At 59.6% G+C, this 21891-nt stretch carries 18 protein-coding genes; 7 read left to right on the forward strand and 11 right to left on the reverse strand.

Translation table 11 applies throughout. The annotated features are described in order from the left end of the window. Window positions 1-106: 106 nt before the first annotated feature. The 8 genes from ccoS to ccoN form a co-directional block, all read right to left on the reverse strand. On the reverse strand, window positions 107-334 hold the full coding sequence (gene ccoS / locus TBK1r_RS11985) for a cbb3-type cytochrome oxidase assembly protein CcoS (RefSeq protein ID WP_145210546.1): 228 nt from the start codon (window positions 332-334) through the stop codon (window positions 107-109). 187 nt (window positions 335-521) lie between these two features. Further along, window positions 522-3008, reverse strand: coding sequence for a heavy metal translocating P-type ATPase (locus tag TBK1r_RS11990; RefSeq protein ID WP_145210549.1), 2487 nt, complete (start codon window positions 3006-3008; stop codon window positions 522-524). A 153-nt stretch (window positions 3009-3161) separates the two neighbouring features. Next, window positions 3162-3962, reverse strand: a complete 801-nt coding sequence (locus TBK1r_RS11995; RefSeq protein ID WP_419581264.1) for a sulfite exporter TauE/SafE family protein — start codon at window positions 3960-3962, stop codon at window positions 3162-3164. Continuing rightward, window positions 3962-4486 (reverse strand): FixH family protein, encoded by a 525-nt coding sequence (locus tag TBK1r_RS12000; protein WP_145210552.1) that lies wholly within the window; start codon window positions 4484-4486, stop codon window positions 3962-3964. Before TBK1r_RS12000 ends, TBK1r_RS11995 begins: the two co-directional genes overlap by 1 nt. Further along, window positions 4486-5889, reverse strand: a complete 1404-nt coding sequence (gene ccoG, locus TBK1r_RS12005; RefSeq protein WP_145210555.1) for a cytochrome c oxidase accessory protein CcoG — start codon at window positions 5887-5889, stop codon at window positions 4486-4488. The genes TBK1r_RS12000 and ccoG overlap by 1 nt, the downstream gene beginning before the upstream one ends. 22 nt (window positions 5890-5911) lie before the next feature. Beyond that, entirely contained in the window at window positions 5912-6541 is a 630-nt protein-coding gene (locus TBK1r_RS12010) for a cbb3-type cytochrome c oxidase N-terminal domain-containing protein (RefSeq protein ID WP_145210558.1), read from the reverse strand. Beyond that, window positions 6534-6713, reverse strand: a complete 180-nt coding sequence (locus TBK1r_RS12015) for a hypothetical protein (protein WP_095739512.1) — start codon at window positions 6711-6713, stop codon at window positions 6534-6536. The genes TBK1r_RS12010 and TBK1r_RS12015 overlap by 8 nt, the downstream gene beginning before the upstream one ends. Before the next feature lie 23 nt (window positions 6714-6736). After that, on the reverse strand, window positions 6737-9136 hold the full coding sequence (gene ccoN, locus TBK1r_RS12020; RefSeq protein ID WP_145210561.1) for a cytochrome-c oxidase, cbb3-type subunit I: 2400 nt from the start codon (window positions 9134-9136) through the stop codon (window positions 6737-6739). Window positions 9137-9566: 430 nt separating this feature from the next. On the opposite strand from ccoN, the gene TBK1r_RS12025 reads away from it, so the two are divergent. Both TBK1r_RS12025 and TBK1r_RS12030 read left to right on the forward strand, forming a co-directional pair. Next, a complete protein-coding gene (locus TBK1r_RS12025) occupies window positions 9567-10148 on the forward strand; it encodes a hypothetical protein (protein WP_145210564.1) in 582 nt (193 codons plus the stop codon). Between the two features lie 30 nt (window positions 10149-10178). Continuing rightward, on the forward strand, window positions 10179-10643 hold the full coding sequence (locus tag TBK1r_RS12030; protein WP_419581265.1) for a hypothetical protein: 465 nt from the start codon (window positions 10179-10181) through the stop codon (window positions 10641-10643). Between the two features lie 283 nt (window positions 10644-10926). Here TBK1r_RS12030 and TBK1r_RS12035 read toward each other — a convergent pair whose 3' ends face one another. The 3 genes from TBK1r_RS12035 to TBK1r_RS12045 all read right to left on the reverse strand — a co-directional run bounded on the left by TBK1r_RS12035 (window position 10927) and on the right by TBK1r_RS12045 (window position 12697). Further along, window positions 10927-11382, reverse strand: coding sequence for a CBS domain-containing protein (locus TBK1r_RS12035; protein WP_372897521.1), 456 nt, complete (start codon window positions 11380-11382; stop codon window positions 10927-10929). A 164-nt stretch (window positions 11383-11546) separates the two neighbouring features. Next, window positions 11547-12005 (reverse strand): hemerythrin domain-containing protein, encoded by a 459-nt coding sequence (locus TBK1r_RS12040; protein ID WP_145210570.1) that lies wholly within the window; start codon window positions 12003-12005, stop codon window positions 11547-11549. Between the two features lie 206 nt (window positions 12006-12211). Further along, window positions 12212-12697 carry a hypothetical protein gene (locus TBK1r_RS12045; RefSeq protein WP_419581266.1) on the reverse strand — a complete coding sequence of 162 codons (486 nt, stop codon included), beginning with the start codon at window positions 12695-12697 and terminating at the stop codon, window positions 12212-12214. Between the two features lie 319 nt (window positions 12698-13016). Here TBK1r_RS12045 and TBK1r_RS12050 point away from each other — a divergent pair, with 319 nt between their 5' ends. The 5 genes from TBK1r_RS12050 (at window position 13017) to TBK1r_RS12070 (ending at window position 21800) form a co-directional block, all read left to right on the forward strand. After that, window positions 13017-16064 (forward strand): AsmA-like C-terminal region-containing protein, encoded by a 3048-nt coding sequence (locus TBK1r_RS12050; RefSeq protein ID WP_419581267.1) that lies wholly within the window; start codon window positions 13017-13019, stop codon window positions 16062-16064. Window positions 16065-16316: 252 nt separating this feature from the next. Continuing rightward, a complete protein-coding gene (locus tag TBK1r_RS12055) occupies window positions 16317-17336 on the forward strand; it encodes a polysaccharide biosynthesis/export family protein (protein ID WP_145210576.1) in 1020 nt (339 codons plus the stop codon). A gap of 655 nt (window positions 17337-17991) precedes the next feature. Then, entirely contained in the window at window positions 17992-18486 is a 495-nt protein-coding gene (locus TBK1r_RS12060; protein ID WP_236649452.1) for an ATP-dependent zinc protease family protein, read from the forward strand. Between the two features lie 148 nt (window positions 18487-18634). Beyond that, window positions 18635-19882 carry a RimK family alpha-L-glutamate ligase gene (locus TBK1r_RS12065; RefSeq protein WP_145210579.1) on the forward strand — a complete coding sequence of 416 codons (1248 nt, stop codon included), beginning with the start codon at window positions 18635-18637 and terminating at the stop codon, window positions 19880-19882. Window positions 19883-19952: 70 nt separating this feature from the next. Further along, a complete protein-coding gene (locus tag TBK1r_RS12070; protein WP_145210582.1) occupies window positions 19953-21800 on the forward strand; it encodes a cation:proton antiporter in 1848 nt (615 codons plus the stop codon). The last annotated feature ends 91 nt before the right edge of the window (window positions 21801-21891 follow it).

Below are 21891 nucleotides of genomic sequence, written 5' to 3' on the forward strand. Positions count from 1 at the left end.
AACCGGCAGGCACTTTTCGAATCATGGCTCACGCGTAAGCCCAGCTTGAAAACGAATTCAATCGTGGACAGCGAAGTCGAGCCGCCGTTTCCAAGACACTACCCAATCACGAATTCTCGGTCTTTGGCATTGTCCCTGCGCTGGCTTCGCCGAGCGTTCTTGGCGGATTCGGCTCTTGGACGTCTTCATCCACCCGATGCTCATCCACCAGGATTCGCACCGACGGCGAATCTAAATCGTCGTACTGACCGTCCCGGATGCAATACAGGCACGCGAGCAGTCCGCCGCCACCTAGCAGTAGCGCGATCGGCAAAGCGATGTACAACACACTCATCTAGCGAAACACCCGAATAGCAGGGACAGAAGCAGCAAGGAATTCAGCAACCATTGGTGTTTAGCCTTTAGGCGATTCCCGGTCGCTGCTACGCAGCGACAGTGGGCGGCTAAAGCCTGCACACCAACACGTCTGCACACCAACACGTCTGCACGCGCCACGCCGACACACCGCTCTTACCACACACTCACGATGCATCGTCAGCAAACGTCGGCCAGGCGAGCGTCAGTGACAACACGGATACCGAACTGATCGGCATCAACACCGCCGCGACCAGCGGACTGATGAATCCGAAAATGGCCAACACGACGGCGATCACATTGTAGGCCAATGAAACCGCGAACGTCGTCCGAATCAAATGGTTGGTGCGACGGGACGCATCGATCAAGTCCGCCACACTTTCCAGCGTGCCCGACGCGACGAACACCGGTGCGGCCTGCAGACTCACTTCGGCCCCGCCGCGGACCGCGATTCCGACGTCCGCCGCCGCCAACGCCGCCGCGTCGTTGGCGCCATCACCGATCATCACCACCGGGCCCGCGCCCGCCTCCGTCACGCGTTTCAATTTGTCTTCGGGCGATAGTCCCCCAAACGCGTTCTGCGGATCGATCCCGACTCGGCGCGACACTTTGTCGACCAGCTCACAATGGTCACCCGACAGAATCCCGACGTCCCAGCCGGCCCGCCGAATTCGGTCGATCGTGGACTTGGCGTCTTGCTTGACCGGATCGGCAATCGCCAGCACCGCAACCGCACAGCCATCGACCGCGACGATCACCGGCGTGGTCTGGTTCTGCAAACAGCGCTCGATGTGCTCGGTGACTTCGCTCGAAAGCAGCACGCCCTGCCGGCGCAAAAACGACTCATTGCCGACAGCGACCCGTTGTCCCTGACAGCAGCCTGATAAACCGCCGGCGCCCAACTGAACCTCCTCCACGCCAGTCGCCGGAATCAGATCCAGCCGATCCGACTCGCGCAAGATCGCATCGGCAATCGGGTGACAGCACTCGCGTTCGATCGCCGCAGCCATCCGCAAACCGTCGGTCGCCCCATAAACCAGTTCCGCGCGGGGACGTCCTTCGGTCAAGGTCCCCGTTTTGTCGAACCAGACCCTCCCGCGACTGCTGAGCTGTTGCAACACATCGCCGTCGCGAATCAGGATCTTTCGTTTTGCCGCCCGACCAAGGGACACCGCGATCGCCAGCGGTGTCGCTAGCGCCAGCGCACACGGGCAGGCCACAATCAACAACGACGTCGCGTTGGCCGTCGCGACATCGATCCCGTGAGAAATCCAAGCAACAAAAGCAACCGCCGCCAGTAGCGTCACGACGACCACAAACACGCCGCCGATTCGATCGGCCAATTGAACGATCGGCGTCCGCTGGGCCATCGCCGCTTCCACCGACTCCATCACCCGCCCGATGCGACTGTCCGCCCCGATGGCTTCGACGCGAACGGTGATCGGTCGCGAAAGATTGACGGTGCCCGCGGTCACACCGTCACCATTCTTGGCTTCGACCGGAACACTTTCGCCGGTCAACAACGATCGGTCCAGCATCGATTCGCCGGCGATGATGCGACCATCCACCGGAAGACTTTCCGAAACGTTGACCCGGATCACCTGCCCCGCCTTGAGCGAATTGACCATCACCCACCGGTCCGGACCGTCGGACGAATCTTCATCGACCAGGCGGGCATGTTGCGGCGTGATGCGAAGCAACAGATCGACGGCGCTGGCCGCACGATGCTGCTGCCGAAACTGAATCCAGCGGCCGATCAACAACAAGAACACCAGCATCGCCAGCGAATCAAAATACACATGACCGCTGCCGCTGACCGCGTTGACCAGCCCGACGATCGTGCCGACGGCCAGCCCGAGCGCGACGGGAAGATCCATGTGCGGCGTCCAATTCCGCAGCGCCGCCAACGCGCTGACGAAAAACGTTCGCCCGGGAAACGCCACCGTGGCGATCCCCAGCGCCGCCGCCGCCAACCGCAAAAACAAACGGTGCTCGCCGGCCACGCCCGATGCGTCTCCGGCATACAACGCGATCGCGATCCACATCGCGTTGGCCGCACAGAATCCGGCCACGGCGATCTGCATCAACAGCCGACGGTTCTCCTGACGAAATCGGTCCACCGGCTCGGTCGTCAGCGGCGACAGGGTGTACCCCAACTTGCCGATCAGGTGTGCGATCTCGCTGAGCTTGATTTGTTGCGGCTCAAACATAATTTGAACCGTATGCCGATTCAGCCTGACCCGCGCCAATGTCCAGCCACGCGTCCGCCCGGCCACGTTCTCTATCAGCCACGCGCACGCCGCACAGTGCAACCCGCTGACCGACAACTCAGTCGACATGCTGCCATCGGCCGCTCGACGTGGAGCCGACGCGCCCAGATACTGGTCGTCGTCAAATGCATCATAGCGCGACGCGTCAGCCTTGGAAAACACGCCGGTCGATCCGCCCGTTCGATCCCGAATCGCGTAGTAGTCATCCAATCCCCAGCCATGGATCAGCTCGTATGCCTGTCGACAACCGCCGCAACAGAACACCCGAGTCGGATCGTCGACGGTGCTGCAAACAGTCGGCAACCCACAATGCACACAGGGAATCTCACAGCGCTGTGGCTGGGAATCGGATGCGGGCTGCGGTGTTGCTGCAGTCGATGACATGGCTAGTGCTTCGTCCAAACTCGGTATTGGGGTAGGACTGCGAAAGGGGATTCAGCAATCGTTGGTGCCTAGCCTTTAGGCGATTCCCGGTCGCTGCGTCGCAGCGACCGGACGCGGCTAAAGCCTATACACCAACGCTAATGCTCGTGCCATTCAATCCTGCCCAGGCTGTGAGTCCTTCACCTGGCAGCACGGCAGCACTTTCTCGCCCGCTTGATCGACCTGATCAATCGTCGTCCCGGACGATTTGAGTTCCTGCAACGATTCCAACCCGCTGAATCCGCGTCCCGATGCCGTGAAGCAACCCGCAAAGATCAGCATCAGCGCGGCCAATGCGGGGATCAGGCGGGCAAAGCGAAGCGACAACACCCGCAACCCGGCGACCAACGCGACCAGCGCCGGGACACTGCCGAGCCAAAAGGCGGCCATCACGATCGCGCCACGCACCGGGCTGCCCGTCCCCGCCGCGATCAACGCAAACAGATACAACCAGCCGCACGGCAGCAACGTCGTTAACAACCCCGTCGCAAATCCCCGCCCGGCAACCGGCAAGCGAAAAATGTACGGGCGCAGCTTGACGAGCACCTTGCCCACCGCCGACGGAGCCACCGCAGTGTTCTTGGATCGGCCCGCCCACAGACTCCACAGCTTCCACAGCCCCATCGAAATCATTATCGCGCCGACCACCCTGGCCGCCGCGACTTGAATGCCCAACGTGGCACCGCCAATGTCGATCACACTGCCGATCAATCCGGCAACGCATCCGGCCAACGTGTACGTCGCCAAACGTCCCAGATGGTACAGCGTCGTCGATGCCACCAATGTGCCGCGACTGACCTGGTCACCGCCACCGCTGGCCCAGATCGCCAGCGGGCCGCACATGCCGACGCAGTGCATGCTGCCCAACACACTGGCGGTCACCACCGCCGTCACAAGAACGAAAATCGTGTCCATCACTCGCCTTTGATGTGGAACGTCAAGGATTGTGCAGCCGGTTCCGAACCGCCATCAATCTTGATTTCCAATTGCCAAATGCCGGCCTCCGCCGCCGGCGCTAACGCCAAGTACTTCCCCTCGCCGACGGACTGAAGCGAGATTGGGCGGACGTCGCCGGCTCTGGCATGGTGGTACAACTGGCCGCTGACCACCAAACCGTCCAGCGGCTGCCCGTCACGATCGACGAGCTTCAACTCCAGTGCCCGCATGCCGCGGCCGTCGGCCACATCGGAGGCTTCAAAGCTGACCTGCCAACCCAGTCGATCGGCGGCCTCTAACGTTCGCCGCGTCGCGTCCCAGTTCAACGCGCGGTTGTGGTAATCGGGCACCACGGCAGCCGAAGGATCGCCGATGGCCAGATGCATCACCAACCCCATGATCGTGCTCTGGATGACAAACAGAAACACCACCAAGGCGATCCAAAACCGCTTGGCGCGGCGTTCCGCCGATTCGTTCGATTCGATTGCCGTCGCCGTTGCCATTATCGGGGTCCCAACAGTGAAAATTCTACTTCGCGAACGTTGTCGCTCTGATCCGAGATCGTCGCCGCCACCACCTTGCGGCCGCTGCCACGCGTCATCGAACCCTTAAAGGTAACGTGAACCGGAACCAACACCGATTCGCCAGGCTCCAGGCTCATCTTTGCTTCGTCCAACACTTCGATCGTCACGTTTTGTTCCGCGTCGGCGATCAACGAGTAATCCTGGGGCTCGGACGTGCGATTGACCAAGCGAATCCGAAACTCGTTGGACGCGGTGCCGTCGGCGTAAACCGTAAACGGGGCGCCGCCGGGACGAATGATCCGCACGTCGAATCCCGACTTGGTGGAAATCGCGAACACCAGCCCACTCATCAACAGCAACAGAATCACCGGATAGACGATCGTTCGGGCGCGAAACATCTTCTTCGCCTTGCCCGCGATCGAATCTTGAGAACCGTAGCGGATCAGCCCTTTCGGTGACCCGACCTTTTCCATCACGTCGTCACAAGCATCGATGCACTGGGTGCAATTGACGCACTCCATTTGCAACCCGTCGCGGATATCAATGCCCGTCGGACAGACCACGACGCACTGATTGCAATCCACACAATCCCCCGCGCCGTCGCCGGGCAGGTGCTTGCCCCGTTTGCGGGGCTCGCCGCGGACGGGATCGTAGGCGACGATCAACGATTGCTCGTCCAACATGACCGACTGGAATCGGCCATAGGGGCATGCGATCAGACAGAGTTGTTCGCGGAAGAACATAAAATCAAACAGCATCAGGCCCAGCGTCGCCGCCATGACCGCAAACGCGATCGGGTGTTGGATCGGTGAACTCGTCACCCACTCGGTGAGCTGATCGGTGCGGACGAAGTAGGCCAAGAACGTGTGGGCGAGAAAACCGCACAACAACACGTACACGCCGAATCGGGCGATCTGCAACGCAGCGCCGACAGACCGTTTCGCCTTGCCGCCCTTGCCGACGGTCCCTTCAAACAACCGATCAATCGGGCGGAACAGGAACTCCATGTAAACCGTCTGGGGACAGGCCCAGCCACACCAGGCGCGGCCGGCGACCGCCGTGACCAAGACGATGGAGACGAACACCGTCAGCATCAACAACGCCAACAACAGCGTGTCGGTCGGCAAAAACGTCCGCCCCAGGATCGTGAACTCGCGAGCGGCGATGTCCAGCAAGATGACGGGATTGCCGCCGATTCGCAGGTGCGGGACCACGACGAACACCACCATCAACAAATACGCAACCACGCGGCGACGCTGCCACCACGACCCGGTCGACAATCGCGGACGGAGCCAGCGCCGACTTCCATCTCGCTCCATCGTGCTGAGCACGTGTTGGGGAGACTCCAGGAGTGCGTCGTTGTCCGGTCCGGTCTTGGTCATTTCTGTTCTGTTCGAAATCCTCCTAAGACTTCGCCTCTTCGTCAGCGGCCGGTTCTTCGTCGCCGGCCGGTTCTTCGTCGACCGCGGGTTCCGGCCATGGCGGGATCTCGCGTCCTTCGGCCGGCCGACCGCCTTCCACGTTTTGCCCCCGCAGTGTGGCGACGTACGCCGACACCAACACGATTTCATTGATGTGCAATCGATTGGACCACTTCGGCATCGCACCGTTGCCTGCACCGTTGTTGATGACTTTGCCGATGTCCGCCAACACCGCGACGTTCTTGTACGCCTCGTCCGTCAAGTTCGGGCCGACTTTGCCTTCACCCTCGCGGCCGTGACAGGACACGCAGTTGGCACGAAACACCGACTCGCCGACCTTGACCCAGCTGTCTTTGGCCATGAATTTCGCGATCGTCGGACCATCCAACTTCAAGTCACCGATCTCGGCAAATTGCAACCGCGTGTTCTCCGCCAATGCGACTCCGTATTGATCTTCGATCGATCGGCCTTTGGCGCCGTTGTGGTAATACACCCAATAGAACGGGCTGAAAACGATCGACGCGATAAACAACCACTTCCACCAACCCGGCAACGGATTGTCATACTCTTCGATGCCGTCGTAGGCGTGGTCAGTCTTTGGTGCTTCACTCACTGCGCGGGTCCTCGATTCGATCGCTTAATGGAATGGCGGCAAACTTTTCCGTGGCGTTCTTGCTGAGCCGAAACGCACCGAAAAAGATCAGGAAAAAGGTGCCTACAAAAAGTGCCAACGCAACCTCGGCACAGGCGGAATAGTCGATGAAGGAAACTAAGTCTTTGATCATGGTTCAATCACACGAAAGGTCGTTCACTCGGTCTCGGGGGCTGGGTCGGACTCGGCTTCCGCCGCAGCCGCTTCGGCAGCCGGCTCGGTCGCCGCTTCGGCAGTTTCCGTCGATTCAACTGCTGCCGCGGCCGCCGCGTCAGCGGCAGCTTCCTCCGCGGTGGGTTCTGGGGTCGCGAACAAATCGACCCCGACCCGTTGCAGATAAGCGATCAACGCAACCGCCTGTTTGTCCATCGTCATCGGCGGTCCGCCCTGGGCGACGATGTCCGCGGCGACCTTCTCGGCCTGCTTGTAAGCGATCTCGGCCGTGTTGCTGAGTTCTTCGTCCGAATACGGGGCGCCCAATTGCCACGCCGCTTTGACGTGCGGTGCGATGGCGTCGTAATTCATTTCGTCGGTCAACAGATGCTCGTAGCTGGGCATCACCGAACCGGGCGAGACGTATTCCGGATTCTCGAAGTGCCGCCAGTGCCAGAAACTACTTTGACGACCGCCCTCACGCGCCAGATCGGGACCGATTCGTCGGCTGCCCCACTGGAACGGACGGTCATAGATGAATTCGCCGGGCTTGCTGTATTCGCCATAACGTTTGGTTTCGGCAACGATCGGACGAATCATCTGAGAGTGACAGTTGTAACAGCCCTCGGACACAAAGATGTGACGCCCGGCCAGTTCCAGCGGCGTGTACGGTTTGACCGTCGCGATCGTCGGAACGTTCGATCGAATCAAGAACGTCGGGACCAATTCGAACAAGGTCGCAATCACCACGGCCAACGTCGTCAGAATCGTGAACTTGACCGGCAACCGCTCCCAACGGCGGTGCCAACCCATCTTGGCCCAAACACTCAACGCCTTCGCCGAGTCCAACATCGGAACGTCATCCATGTCGCCCTTCGGCTTCGGGTCGTCTTGATAGTCGTCCGTCAACCGAGGTGCCGAGTAGACCGGCACGTCATAGCTGTCCGGCCGACCGAACCAGGTGAACAACGCGTTGATGCACAGCATCACCACGCCAGCGACATACAACGCTCCGCCGAGCACCCGCACCCACCACAGTGGAACGATCGACTGAACCGTTTCGATGAAGTCGGGGTACTGCAGGTTGCCGGTTTCATCCATCGCACGCCACATCAGGCCTTGCATCAGCCCGGCGGCATAAATCGGAACGATGTACAGCAGAATCCCCAGCGTGCCGGTCCAGAAGTGCAGACTGACCAGCTTGTCACTCCAGATCTTGGTCTGGAAAATCCGCGGCAACAGCCAGTACAGCATGCCGAAGGCCATGAAGCCGTTCCAGCCGAGTGCTCCGGAGTGAACGTGTGCGATCGTCCAATCGGTGTAGTGGCTGAGCGAGTTGACCGACTTGATCGACAACATCGGGCCTTCGAAGGTCGACATGCCGTAAAAGGTCACGCCGACGACAAAGAATTTCAACACCGGATCGGCGGCGACCTTGTGCCAGGCCCCGCGAAGCGTCAACAAACCGTTGATCATCCCGCCCCAACTGGGCATCCACAGCATCAAACTGAACAACATCCCCAGCGTGCTGGCCCACTCCGGCAATGCCGTGTAGTGCAGGTGGTGGGGACCGGCCCAGATGTAGATGAACACCAGCGACCAGAAGTGAATGATGCTCAAGCGGTAACTGAAAACCGGTCGATCGGCCGCCTTGGGCAGAAAGTAATACATCAGTCCCAAAAACGGCGTCGTCAGAAAGAACGCCACCGCATTGTGGCCATACCACCACTGCATGAACGCGTCCTGAACACCGGCGTAAACGCTGTAGCCCTTGAACAGCCCGGCCGGCACCACCAAGTTGTTGAACACGTGCAACACCGCGACGGTGACGATCGTCGCAATGTAAAACCACAACGCGACATACATGTGACGCTCGCGGCGGTTGATCAGCGTCATCATGAAGTTGCCGCCAAAGATCAACAGCCAAACCACGGCGATCAGGATGTCGATCGGCCACTCCAATTCGGCGTATTCCTTGGACTGCGTGATCCCCAACGGCAGCGTCACCGCGGCCGCCACGATGATCAATTGCCAACCCCAAAAGTGCAGTCGGCTCAGCGTGTCGCTCCACATCCGAGCCTTGCACAACCGCTGGGTGCTGTAATAGACGGCCGCGAAGATCGCGTTCCCGGCAAATGCGAAGATCGCCGCGTTGGTGTGCAATGGCCGCAATCGCCCAAAGGAAAACCAGGGAAGCCCGCCGGTCAACGTCGGCATCACCAACAATAAGGCGACGACCAAGCCGACCAACGTGGCGACCAGCGCCCAAACGATGGTGGCCGTCGCAAACAGCCGCACAATTCCGTCGTCATAGCTAAATGACTCCAGTACTGTCGTGCGTTGTGTCGTGGTCCCATCTGTTGCATCGGGTTGCTCCGATTGATTCGCGACATGCGTGTCCATCAGCGGCGTTCATTCTTGGTCTGTAAGTTCCGGGCGATCAAAACGGCTATGACCGCGACAAGCCCGCTGTTTAACAAATTTGGTGCCGAAGGCGGAGTGTTAAATCCAAATCTGGACCCTACAGCGGCGAAACGCCGCGAAACGCACACCAGGCGTGACGGTTTGCCGCATCCAAAAATCCGTTTTTCGTGCCCAGTCGCACAGCTGGGTGATCGAGCGCGCCCGATCGCACAGGCGAAGCCCGCCATTCCCTCCGCCCCCGGACGGTCGATTGCCCCGGTCGCCACGCCGGCCATGCAATTCGGGTCTTTCCCACCACGTCCTTCCCAAATCGGCGCCCGATCACACCGCGATCGGCACCGCGTTTGCATTACAGCTGATTCGAGATCGAGGCCGAACTTGTAAGCCCCGCAACCGAAGGGAAAGGAAAATGATCGAACGGGACAATCTTCACCGACGTGGACAGGCTCTGGAAGACCAATACTTTCAGCGCGTCGACCAAGAACTTCTAAAGAAACTGCGTGAAAAGAGCGAACGCGCCGAACGTTTGGCGGAACTAACCAAGGCCACCGGGGTGCGTGACGAACAAGTGGCCAACCACCTGATCGAAGCCGGCTTCGACGCCTCCAACATCGCCGCGATGACGCTGACACCGATCGTGTTCGTCGCCTGGGCGAGCGGATCGGTCACGCCGGAAGAACGCAAAGGCGTGATGAGCGCCGCGTTGCGACGCGGCGTCAGCTCCAATCCGCTCGCCTTCCGACTGCTCGAACAGTGGCTGCAACGACGGCCACCGCGCGAAATGTGGCATCTGTGGAAGGAATACGCCGCAGCGGTGCATCAAGACTTGCCGGCCGAAACCGCGAACAAACTTCGCGCCCGGTTGCTCGAGCAAGCCAAGGAAGTCGCCATGGCCTCCGGTGGCGTCCTGGGCGTCGAGAAGATCTGCCCCGCCGAACAACGGGTGCTGGACGAGATCGAATCGACCCTGCCCGTTCGCGATGAAGACTGAAATTGACCGACCTCGATTCACTCCCGACTGATGGATACACCGATGCGCCGCGCCACCTTCCTCATGTTCGCTCTCATCGCCGCCGTTGCGATGCCGTCGTTTCACTCCCCTACCGCCGTCGCCCAAGATCCCGCCGGAGGCGACCGCTTGGGCCCGGACAACGTCGCCCCGCTGATGCGGCGTAAACTCGATCGCGCCAAAAACATCCTGGAAGGGCTGACGCTGGAACAATTCGACAAAATCGCCAGCAACGCCCGCTCCCTTCGTCTGTTGAGCATGGAGGCCGGATGGAACGTGGTTCAAACCGAAGAATACCGCAAGCAGAGTGACGACTTTCGCCGAGCCTGCACGGCGATCGAAAAAGCAGCCGACGCCAAAGACATCCATCGCGCCGCACTGGCCTATGTCTCCCTGACGGTCCGCTGCGTCGATTGCCACAGCTACATGCGCGAAAACAAAATCAAACTCGCCGGATTCGATCTGCGAAATCACTGATCCCGATCCGCCCTCCGCCGCACCTTGGTTTTCGGGTAGGCGGTCGTAAACGAGGCGACGAGTCCTCCGTAGTCGGCATATTGGCAGAGGACTCGTCGCCTCGTCCACTACCCGAAAATTGAGCTGCGATAGACCATTAGGGAGTCGAACGGTGATCGGCCGTTTGATATCAGCCGGTTCGCGCCAGCGTCTGGGCCTCTTCGTTTGTCTTGACTCAGCGATATAAGGCCTAAACCCAGAGAAACGACGCTTCACGGCAAGCAGGATGCTCACCCCACGCTGGTTAACAGAACGCCGCGGCGACATCCCAGGACGAAAGGAACCCGACCAGTTTACCGTCCTCTTCCACGACCAGATGATGACGCGAACAGCTCGATAATCGCTTGGCCGCGTCGCACAGCGGCGTGTCCGGCGCAACCTTCTCCACTGACACGCTCATGATCTCCCGAATCGGTTGCTGATCCAGCTTCCGATGCGCCAGATCCACCGCCCACAAACAATCTTCATAGTGCGGATAGCCACTCCGCAGCGCCGCGTTGGTCTCGCGAATCAGCCGCACCAAGTCGGTCGCCGTGACAATTCCCACACACTGGTCCTGGTCGACGATCGGCAAGGCGTGAACATGATTGTCTTCCATGATCTCCAGCACTTTGCCGATCGGGGTCTCTGACGCCACCGACTTCACGCTGCCCGACATCACGTCGGCCACGCGCAACTCGTGTGTGGATTTTGAAATCATCGTCTGGCTCTCCCAACACTCGAATTGACGTTTAATAATGACACGTGGCAGAAAATCACGCGGCAAGCTTCGGACCGATGGGCAATCCGTCCTCATCTTGCCAAGACTCGAATCGGTCTTCGAAAACGAGACCGTTGCGTCTGCCGATCATACCATCCCCTGCGTCACGCTCCCCCGGGGATCAACATGCTGACACGATCGGCTTCGCTGCGTTCGTGCTGGTCCATCGTTTCGAAAAAGACATCGACTTCATCCATCGCGTCGGTCCATGTCTTGAACGGAGGGTCCAATTGCTTGAGTCGGACATGCAATTCGTCCAACCGGCCCAGTAACAGCCGATGATCCGCAGCCGTCTGTCGTTTGAACGCGCTGACTTCGGGGGATGCGGCCGGATACAGCTCTTCCAACTTCGCCAACATTTCGTCTTCGCGGTCAAAATGCTGCAACAAACACTCACGCAAGGGCTGCAACCGCGACGCGGTCTCACCGAAATGGGGAACCCCCAGTTGATTGACTTCCGACATCCAATCGCGGATTTCATCCACACACTCGGCCAGCTTGCGGTCTTCCGCCTTCCAGTCCTCGAAGAGCTGGCAGAGTTCTGACGTCCTCTTGGTGCCCATTGGAATCTCCCACGTTGTTGGGTGCTCGCACGCTCGGAATGAAACCCGAGAAAGCACGTCAGGAGGGCTGCAAAATCGGTGCCGAACTCCGCGATGTGGCGTCCAAGTGCGGGTGAATTTACGTCGCCAGATCGAGTGTGCGAATGCGTCACACTCGGCAACGCCCCTTTCAATCGATCCGCGTCCAAATCGCCGTTTTCCAAATTCTACTCGTCCAAATCGCCGATGTTGGGCGTTTCGGTGTCCTCCGAGTCACCGTTTCGCAGCGACTGGTGGCATTCGACACAGCTGACGGTCAATTGGTTGAACGCCAGCGTCGCCCCTTCGATGTTTTTCCTTTCGGCCTGACGCTCAATTTCCGCACTGACCCGGCTGAACGTATTGACATGCACGCGGTAACTGGGATGCCGACGACGGACAAATCCCTCGACACGATTGAGCAATTTCAAGCGACCGGCGTTGTATTTCACATCCTCAAAGTCTCCCATCGCCAACCCTCGCAGGATCGCCTGGGAATGCTTCAGCTTCTTCTCCATCCAGACACTCATCGTCGTCGACTCGGTCTCTGTCTCGGCATCGCCCTGCTCAACTGCCGCTCCGTCCCCCGGCGTCTTCGCTGGATCCTGGGGTCCGGCCCCCCAACTGAACGACGGTATCAATGCGAACAGGAGTACAATGGTCAATCGTGTCATCGTCAAATCCCTTTGGCTCAAGTTTTACACAGGGTTCGAATGCCAGCGCCGACGAACCGTTTTCCCATGATTTCATGCGAGCAATCTCCGTGCCGTCAGCAACGGTCGGCGCCGAGTCGATGGGGGCCGCCCCGTCGATTCGCTGGGCTTTCCCGTTGGGCTTTCGCAATTTCGAAATGCCCCGAGGTTGCGATGTCGAACGGTTGTCACCCTGCAATAGTAGCGGTGGCGCTGCGACAATGCGTCTCGGGTGTGCGTCCACGCACAAGTGTCCGATTGGATTGGCCTAGCCAACAGGATGGCGATTGAGTATCCCGAAATGATGATCCGCAACGCAACCCTCATGCCTCCACTTCTGTTCGCTGCGCTTCTGGTCGGCGCGTTGCTGATCGGTGCGACCACCGCGTCGCCTCTTCAGGCCCAGCAGACGCTGCAGCCCCAGCAAACCGCTCCGGCACCAGCCCAGCCGGCTCCCATTCAACCTGCTCCCGTTCAGCCCGCGCCTGCCAAACCGGCGGCCGTCCAACCCGCTGCGGCCCAACCGGTTGAAAGCCCCTATCGTTATTGGACCACCAACTGGTCGCTCAAGGACATCGCCGTCGGTGACTTGGCCAACAAGCTGCGCACGATCGGCCTGGGGCTGCCGATCAAAGTCGACGGTCTGGCGACGGTGGAGTTCGAAGTCGGCGTTCCGCTCAATGCACTCCGCACCGGCAAGGCCTATCGTTTGGAAGGATCGCTTTCGATCCGCGATCTGGTCGCCGACCAGATCCGTTTCGAAGTGTTTCGCGCCGAGGTGACGTATGCCGACGGCCGTTTGGATCTGGACACGCTACGTGCCGTCGAGCAACTCGATGCCAGCGGAAATGCGCTGCCCACCGCCGGTTCGATTGCCGGCTCCGCTTCGGCTGAACTGTTGCCGCGGGGCAGCTTTAGCGCCGATGTCAAAACCACCAACCTCCGCATCGGCCCGATCGCGACGTTGATCTCGCGGTTGGGGTTCGCCGAGACCGACGGGGTCCCCCAAGGCTCGGTCACCGCAAACGTTTCGGTGCGGGGACAAGTCGACCAGCTCAATCAACCGGAAACGTTGAGCGTCAGTGGCGACCTGTCTGCTGAGAACCTGCGACGTGATTCCTCGATCCGATTTAGCTTGTCAGCCAAGCAATTCAGTTGGCAGAACGGACAGCTGGATCTGCCCAGCCTGCGGATCGAATCGAGCGATCGCCCCGAACTGTTCCTCGATGCCGACGCCAAGCTGCGGTTCGAGCGTTCCACGCATTTCGAATCGAATCTGACCGCCAACGACCTTCCCATGGAAGACTTGTTTGGACTGTTCATCTCGGATGCGGAATCGATCGTGCAGGGCAAACTCGATGCCCGAGGCCGTCTGGTCGGCACGATCGGCCCGGCCACAACGATCGATGAGCTGGATGTTGAATTGGCCCTCGCGTCGCCCTCGGTATCACTCGGCGGCGTGCAACTCGGCATCTTGGAACATGACATCCGTCTCACACGCAATCACATCAACCTCGCTCCCCGAACCCTGCCCGACTCTGCAACCGATGATCCAAGCCTTCGCCCCAATTTGATCATCCGGTCGCTTGATGCGGACTTCGAAACCACGCCCGAGTTTGCCCGCTTCAGTCGGCTCAACGGAAGTCTGTTCGGAGGCACGATCTCCGGGGAGGGACAAATTGCCCGAAACGATCAACTCGATCACTCCTTGGACCTACGCTGGGAAAACATCAATCCCGAAATCGCGATTCCGATCAAGGCACTGGCACGGCGTCCCAAACTCTCCCTGGAGACCTCAGGACAAGTGCAGTGGAGTGTCCCGGCCGCAAAGGTTCTGCAACCGAGTGAACACCAGGGAACGATGGCGATCAACATCGCCGCATTGAAGCTTGGCGAAGAAACACTCGGCTCCGCGGACGTGCGTCTGTCGGTCCAACGCGATACGCTCGATTTAAACGTCGAAGGGACGCTGTTGGGCGGAACGATTAATGTTCGCAGTGATGCACCCTTGGACGCCACAACCCGTTGGAACCAAATCCCGTCAAAATTGCGGTTCACTGATTTCAAAGTCGAAAAACTCTCGCTGCGAAACCTTCTGTTACTGACCACGTTGCAGCGTCCTCGATTTGACGGACGTGTCGATGCGACGGTGACGCCGACGTCTCTTGTCGGTGACCCCGCGGCGAATCTCCTGATCCACTTGGATGGCGTGACCGCCGACGGCGTCCTGATCGCCCGCTCGCTGCGACTTAATCTCACAGTCACCAACGATTCCATCGTCATTCGGTCGGCCCGCGGCACCTACGGAGGTGGCCAGTTGGATGCGAAAGGCGAATGGGCGATCGGTCCGGGCGTGAAGTTGATCACTGCGAGACTGACTCGGGCAAGGGGCAACAGAATTTTGTTGCCCATTCACCCCCAGGGCGACCAATGGGTCGGTGGAATCGTGTCCGGACGCGCAACGGTGACGGGCAACGGCGACAATTTCATTGACTCGGTGCGTCTGTCCGGTTCGGTGCAGGTCGAAAAAGGATTGACATTCGGTATTCCGGTCGGCGACGCGCATAGCCCGATGGTGGTGACGTTTGACACGGGCCTGGGAAACTGGCAAGCAAAATTTCCGCTCGTGCAATCCACCTTGGCCAGGGGACGGCTCACCGGAGGTTTGTCGCTCCGTTCGGCCGGAGCGGGGCAGAAGGGCACCCACCTGGACAGCGACTGGCGGATCAACCATGTCGACTTTGAATCGTTGCTGCGTACCTACGTCGGAACACGAACGATCGGCCGGGGTGACGTCACCGGCACGTTGCACTTGGACGGCAACTACATTCGAGACGCTCGGGATTTGAATGGTCAGTTTCGTTTGCAACTCGGTGGGACCGATGCCACCGCCGTGCCTGGATTGGCGTCGGCGGGGTCCCTGCTGGGAGCCACGTCGTTGATCGGGACTCGGTTCGAGCAAGGCGAGGCCGTGGGCCGCATCCGAAAAGGGATCATCCTGCTGGAATCCGTTCTGATGACATCCGATCGCGTCCATGTGGCCGCCCAGGGAAGTGCCGGCTTGCTCGATCGTCGACTTCACGTCAACACGATCATTTCGACCGGCAACTTTCAAGCACAAAACCTACTGTTGTCGCGAATCAACACCCCCACCTTTACCGACTTTCTGCCACTCCGATCGGTGAATCGACTCTTGAGCGATCGAACGTTTGTCCTCGAAATCTCCGGCCCGACCCGAGATCCCATCATTCGGCTGATGTCGGGGGAAACACTCCGCGCAAACGTCCAAAGGTTTGCCCGCCAGCAAGCCTTCAGCATCATTGCCGCCGACGCACTCTTGACTGACTAGTGGTCCGTCCAGCTCAATTTTCGGGTAGTGGACGAGGCGACGAGTCCTCCGTAATCGGCATATCGGCAAGGACTCGTCGCCTCGTCCACGACCGCCGACCCGAAAACCAAGGTGCAGTCAGAGCACTCGTGCTTCGCTACCGTTGAGCAACGGTGGCAAACGAAGCCGTGGAAACCGTAACGATTGGGTAAAGCGAATCGGTCGGCACACATCTTCAATCAAAGTGGGGCCGATCATGCCGATCATGACGGTATGACTACGCCACACCACAAATCGCTTGTTGGGATTCATCTGATTCTGCTCCCGCTGCTGGCCGGCTGCAGCGCGTTGGGGTTCGCGCCCTATCCGGTCGCGCACGTCATGACCGATGATACCCAGGCCGTTTTGGCCCAGACCCCCAGCAATCTGGATGTCCCGCGTGAGCTCTCCAAGGAAGTCCAGGTCGCCCACTATCTGCAGCCCGGCGATGAATTATTGATCGAGACGACGGACGGGGATTCGACAGTCCGACTGCCTGCCGACCAACGGATCCTCGCCGACGGCAGCGTCGACTTGGGGGCATACGGCCGCGTCGTGGTGGCAAGCAAGACGCTCGAGCAAGCCGAAGCCTTGATCCAACGTGCCATATTTGACCTCAGCGGGGAATCCACAGCCGTCAACGTTCGATTGATCGCGCCCATCCACCGCTACTACGTGATCGGGGAGGTCAATTCTCCAGGGGCGTACTCATTGACCGGCCACGAAACCGTTTTGGATGCCATCATGGAAGCCGGTGGATTGACCGCACGCGCGTCCGCCTGCGATTTGCTGCTGGCGCGGCCGACCGAACCATCCGCCTGCCGGGTCACGCTCCCGGTCTGTTATCGTTCGATCACACAGCTGGGCGATTCGACCACGAACTACCATTTGAAGCCCGGCGATCGGATCTTCGTGTCCCGGCAATCCCTGTGCGAGGAACTCACCGGACCACTCCTGGGCAGTAGGACCTGCGATCGCTGTTGCAAGCGACAAGTGGCCTGTTGTGACCCCCGTGTCGCCCCGATCGACTTGCCCAATTTCATCACGTCGATGTTTGAAACGATCGTTCCTGTGGATCCGCCCGATGCTGACTCCAATGGCTCCAACGCGACAGACTCCAACGCACCCGACACGTACACACCAGAGCTGACGCCGCAAAATCCTGCACCGCCCCCGCAACGCCCTGCAGACGGTCCGCGGCCCACACCGGGCCGACTCGATGGCGAACTCGATTTCGGCATGCAACTGCGTTGATGACTCAACCGCGCCGTTTTTCAATCACGTTGGCAGATTGCTGACGGCCCCGGGCTTCGATCAACCGTCGGTCGACTCCAGCCGAAGAATCCGCCACCGGGCAGCCATCCCCAACGGTGATGGCTTTCCGCGATGCCTCTGATTCTGACGAGCTTGCCGATTCTCGGTGCCGTCAAACGACTATCGAGTTTCACGCACGCTGCGGCCGCTCGACGCTGCTGCGGAACTCGGCAATTCGTTCGAAACTCGCCCATTATTTAGACTATTTAACAGCTCAACGGGGACCGTAAACAGCAACCCGTGAACCGTCGAGATGACGATCTGGGGAGATGGCTGGCCGTTAGACGCCGCTTGTGGGATGATCGTGCTCATTTGTGATCTCGCTTCCGATTGAGAGTAGAATCCGATAATGGCTTATCGGCAATCGCCACGCAACATTCATTCCATTCTTGAGATCAACTGCGGAAATCCCCAAAACAGGCTCCGACGCGGCCGGCCGGGTGAATCAATGCGGGCGCCGACACAGCGGGAATCCCCCCAGCTTCTCTTGCACTGAACGGACGATCCCGATGAAATGTGCGAATGTGTCAATGCTCCGTTCCCCTGCGACCACCTGCACAGTGTCAAACGCTGCGCCAACCCCAGCACAGCGCCGATGCCCACACCCATTCCTCTCGATGCAACGTTGATGACCGACAAAACCAGCCTGCCGATCATTGGTTGGCGTGAATGGATTGCTCTGCCCGATTTGGGCATCAAGTTTATCAAAGCCAAAATCGATACCGGGGCACGCTCCTCGTCGCTGCACGCGTTCGACATCGAAGTGTTTGAAAAAGACGACGAGCAATGGGCGCGATTCAAAGTGAACCCGGTGCAGCGAAACGAAACCTGGGAGATCGAATCGACCGCCCCGGTGATCGACATGCGTGCGATCCGCAGTTCGAGCGGCCAATCCGAAGTCCGCCCGGTGGTGAAAACGACGGTGCGGTTGATGGGCCAACAATTCGACATCGAGTTGACGTTGGCCGATCGTAACCAGATGGGGTTTCGCATGCTGCTCGGCCGCGAAGCCTTTCGTCGACGCTTTTTGATCGACCCGGGAAAGTCCTACCGCGGAGGCATCCCGAAAAAGCGAAAACGCCAACCCTGATTGACCGCCTGGTACTTTCACTCAGCCTCTTTTAACACAGCCTCTTTCAATACAGCGTCCCGTCACTCGGCAAGCTCTCCGATTTTCATGCCGCCCGGCTAGACCTGTCGTCGGCCCCTCAAACACTCACTCCACCCGCACTGGTTTCATGAAACTCGGAATCCTTTCCTGCAGTCCGCGAGCTTACAGCACGCGTCGGTTACGCGAGGCGGCGGATCAACGTGGCCACCAGGTCAAGGTGCTCGATACATTGAAATTCGCGATCGACTTGGAACGCGGCGCACCAGATCTGTATTTTCGCCGCAAACACCTCAGCGATTATGATGCAATCCTGCCCCGAATCGGAGCGTCGATCACCTACTACGGGACCGCGGTCGTTCGACAGTTCGAACAGATGAACGTGTTTTCGGCCAACAGTTCCTCCGGCATCGCCAATTCGCGCGACAAGCTCCGCAGTCTGCAGATCCTCAGCCGGCACCAAATTGGAATTCCCCGCACCACCTTTGTGCGCGACAAACGCGACGTATTCCCGGCCATCGAGCGGGTCGGGGGCGCGCCGGTGATCATCAAGTTGCTCGAGGGAACGCAAGGGATCGGCGTGTTGCTGGCCGAGACGATTCAATCGGCCGAAACCATCGTCGAGCTATTGCAGAGCCAAAACCAAAACGTGCTGATTCAAAAGTTTGTCGCCGAAAGCAAGGGCCGCGACATTCGGGCGTTTGTCGTCGGCGATCAAGTGATTGCGGCGATGCGGCGGGTCGCCCAGGGACACGAATTTCGCAGCAACGTTCATCGCGGCGGCATGACCGAAGCGATTGAATTGGACGAGGAGTATCGCAACACGGCGTTGCGGGCCACCCAAATCATGGGGCTGCGCGTCGCCGGAGTCGACATGTTGGAAGGCCGCGACGGTCCCCAGATCATGGAAATCAATTCTTCGCCGGGACTCGAGGGCATCGAACGCTGCACCCAATTGGACATCGCCGGCGCGATCGTCGACCACATCGCGTCGCACGTCGATTTCCCCGAAATCGATCTGCGGCAACGGTTGACGGTCAGCCGCGGGTACGGCGTGACCGAAATCAGTATCCCCGAGGGGGCTGACATGATCGGTTCGACGATCGCCAGCAGCGGGTTGATGGACAATCATGTCAACGTGCTGACGCTGTATCGCGATGCCGCGGTGATCCCCAACCCCCGCGGCGATCGTGAACTGCAAGCCGGCGATCGTCTGCTCTGTTTCGGTAAACTTGAAACCCTTCGTCATCTGGTGCCCAAGAAGACCCGTCGACGCCGCTGCCCGACGGTGAAAGAATTGCCGGAATTGCCGGTCGCCAACCAGGTTCACGACCACCACGACGATGCCGTCGTCGAAACGATGCGGGAAGCGATCTGAATGATCCAACCGAGCCATTGATCCGGCGCCCCACACACGACCCCACTGACTGCTGATGGAATGATGGCCGATGGATTTCCTGTTCTACCTCGCGTTGATTCCTGCCCTGGCGGTCGCCGCCCAGTGGCTCGCCTGGCGCACCAACCTGCCCGGCATCCTGCTGCTGTTGTTGATCGGGGTCGCCGTCGGCGGGTTGTCCCGCCCGGATGATTTGTTGGCCGATTTGGTCGACGGTGATCCAACCATTACCGGACCGCGAATCCTCTTTCCGCTGGTCTCGCTGGCCGTCGCCGTGATCATGCTCGAAGGCGGTTTGTCGCTCAAACTCAGCGAACTCCGCGAGGCGGGGTCACCCGCATTTCGCCTTTGCACGCTCGGTGCCGCGGTGACCGCGATCGCCGCCACGATCGCAGCCCATTTCTGTTTCGACTTCACCTGGCGGCTGAGCGCCCTTCTCGGTGCGATCCTGGTCGTCACCGGCCCGACGGTGATCGGACCACTGCTGCACCAAGTCAAACCGAGCCGTCGTGTCGCCAACACGCTGAAATGGGAAGGCATCGTGATCGACCCGATCGGAGCCGTGTTGGCCGTTCTGGTGTTCGAAATCTTACTGCTTCACCCGGGCAAAGCCGACTTGGGGCACGGCGTGATGCTGTTGGGATGGACCGTCCTGGTCGGAGCCGTGTTGGGCGCACTGGGCGGCTGGGTGCTCACCCATGGCATTCGCCGCTACCTGATTCCCGATCACCTTCACGGCGTCGTGTCGCTGACGACCGCCCTGTTGCTGTTCGCCGTCAGCGACCACTTCGCTCATGAGTCCGGACTGATCACCGTCACCGTGCTGGGAATCTGGTTGACCAATCAGCATGAGTTTGACATCGAACACATCATCGAATTCCAAGAGAACCTGCGGACGTTGCTGATCGGTTGTTTGTTCATCGTGCTCGGTTCGCGGGTCGACATCAGCGCGGTCGGACAGGTCGGCTGGGCGGGCTTGCTTTTCGTCGCCCTGCTGATCGTTCTGGTCCGTCCGCTGAGTGTCTTTGTGTCCTTGCTCGGCAGTGGTCTCAATTTTCGCGAGCAGACGTTTATCGCGATGCTCGCCCCGCGGGGGATCGTTGCCGCCGCGGTCAGCAGCATCTTTGCACTGCGGATCGAGCAAACGGCCGAAATCAGTTTGTCCGGCGCCGATCAACTGGCGACCATCACGTTCCTGGTCATCATCAGCACCGTGGCCTTCTATGGCCTGTTGGCGTCACCCATCGCCCAGGCGCTCGGGCTGTCCGACCCCAACCGGAACGGCGTGCTGATTGCGGGCGCCGATGACTGGGTGATTCGGTTTGCATTGGAATTGAAAAAAGCGGGTTGTCCCGTCGTCATGATCGATACCAACTATCGCAAAGTCACCAAGGCCAAGCTGGAGGGGCTGGAAGCGATCTGTGCCAACATCATGAACGAACACGCCCGTGACGAGCTTTCGCTTTCCGGGATCGGACACATGATGGCCATGACGCCCAACGACGAAGTCAACAGCCTGGCCGTCCGCGAGTGCCGATCGATTTTCGGACGGGCCAAGACGTACCAGCTGACATTCAAATCAGACAACCGACGCGGCATGACGCGGCACCTGATGGGACGCGAACTCTTCGACGCCACCCTCACCCACTCCAAAATCAGCCAACTGGTCGCGCAAGGATTCGAATTCAAGACCACGGCAATCAGCGACGAATTCACCTTCCAGGACTTTCAGAACCTGTATGCTGAGCAACACGTCCTGGCAATCATCACCGACAAGACGCCGCAGAACAACGAGAGAATGTCGCTGACGCTGGTCACCGCCGATGAAGCCGCCGAGCCCAAACCGGGAGACGCCGTGCTCGCATTGGTCAATCCGCTGCAATCAGACCCGGCGTCCTGATCGTCGCCATGATCCCAAACGCGAAAGCCGATACCGTCGACACCGCTTCTCATTCGCTCGGAAAGAATTGCCAATCAGTCGGCAAGTGTTT

The sequence above is a fragment of the Stieleria magnilauensis genome, from assembly GCA_007753675.1.
GTDB lineage: Bacteria > Planctomycetota > Planctomycetia > Pirellulales > Pirellulaceae > Stieleria > Stieleria magnilauensis.

Coding starts and splice junctions, on each gene's coding strand:
- TBK1r_RS12065 (WP_145210579.1), top strand. CDS start 18,635: ATGAAACTCGGAATCCTTTCCTGCAGTCCGCGAGCTTACAGCACGCGT.
- TBK1r_RS12045 (WP_419581266.1), bottom strand. CDS start 12,697: ATGACACGATTGACCATTGTACTCCTGTTCGCATTGATACCGTCGTTC.
- TBK1r_RS12000 (WP_145210552.1), bottom strand. CDS start 4,486: ATGGCAACGGCGACGGCAATCGAATCGAACGAATCGGCGGAACGCCGC.
- ccoN (WP_145210561.1), bottom strand. CDS start 9,136: ATGGACACGCATGTCGCGAATCAATCGGAGCAACCCGATGCAACAGAT.
- TBK1r_RS12070 (WP_145210582.1), top strand. CDS start 19,953: ATGGATTTCCTGTTCTACCTCGCGTTGATTCCTGCCCTGGCGGTCGCC.
- ccoS (WP_145210546.1), bottom strand. CDS start 334: ATGAGTGTGTTGTACATCGCTTTGCCGATCGCGCTACTGCTAGGTGGC.
- TBK1r_RS12050 (WP_419581267.1), top strand. CDS start 13,017: ATGATGATCCGCAACGCAACCCTCATGCCTCCACTTCTGTTCGCTGCG.
- TBK1r_RS12055 (WP_145210576.1), top strand. CDS start 16,317: ATGACTACGCCACACCACAAATCGCTTGTTGGGATTCATCTGATTCTG.
- TBK1r_RS12035 (WP_372897521.1), bottom strand. CDS start 11,382: ATGATTTCAAAATCCACACACGAGTTGCGCGTGGCCGACGTGATGTCG.
- TBK1r_RS11995 (WP_419581264.1), bottom strand. CDS start 3,962: ATGGACACGATTTTCGTTCTTGTGACGGCGGTGGTGACCGCCAGTGTG.
- TBK1r_RS12060 (WP_236649452.1), top strand. CDS start 17,992: ATGCCCACACCCATTCCTCTCGATGCAACGTTGATGACCGACAAAACC.
- TBK1r_RS12015 (WP_095739512.1), bottom strand. CDS start 6,713: ATGATCAAAGACTTAGTTTCCTTCATCGACTATTCCGCCTGTGCCGAG.
- TBK1r_RS11990 (WP_145210549.1), bottom strand. CDS start 3,008: ATGTCATCGACTGCAGCAACACCGCAGCCCGCATCCGATTCCCAGCCA.
- TBK1r_RS12040 (WP_145210570.1), bottom strand. CDS start 12,005: ATGGGCACCAAGAGGACGTCAGAACTCTGCCAGCTCTTCGAGGACTGG.
- ccoG (WP_145210555.1), bottom strand. CDS start 5,889: ATGACCAAGACCGGACCGGACAACGACGCACTCCTGGAGTCTCCCCAA.
- TBK1r_RS12030 (WP_419581265.1), top strand. CDS start 10,179: ATGGATACACCGATGCGCCGCGCCACCTTCCTCATGTTCGCTCTCATC.
- TBK1r_RS12025 (WP_145210564.1), top strand. CDS start 9,567: ATGATCGAACGGGACAATCTTCACCGACGTGGACAGGCTCTGGAAGAC.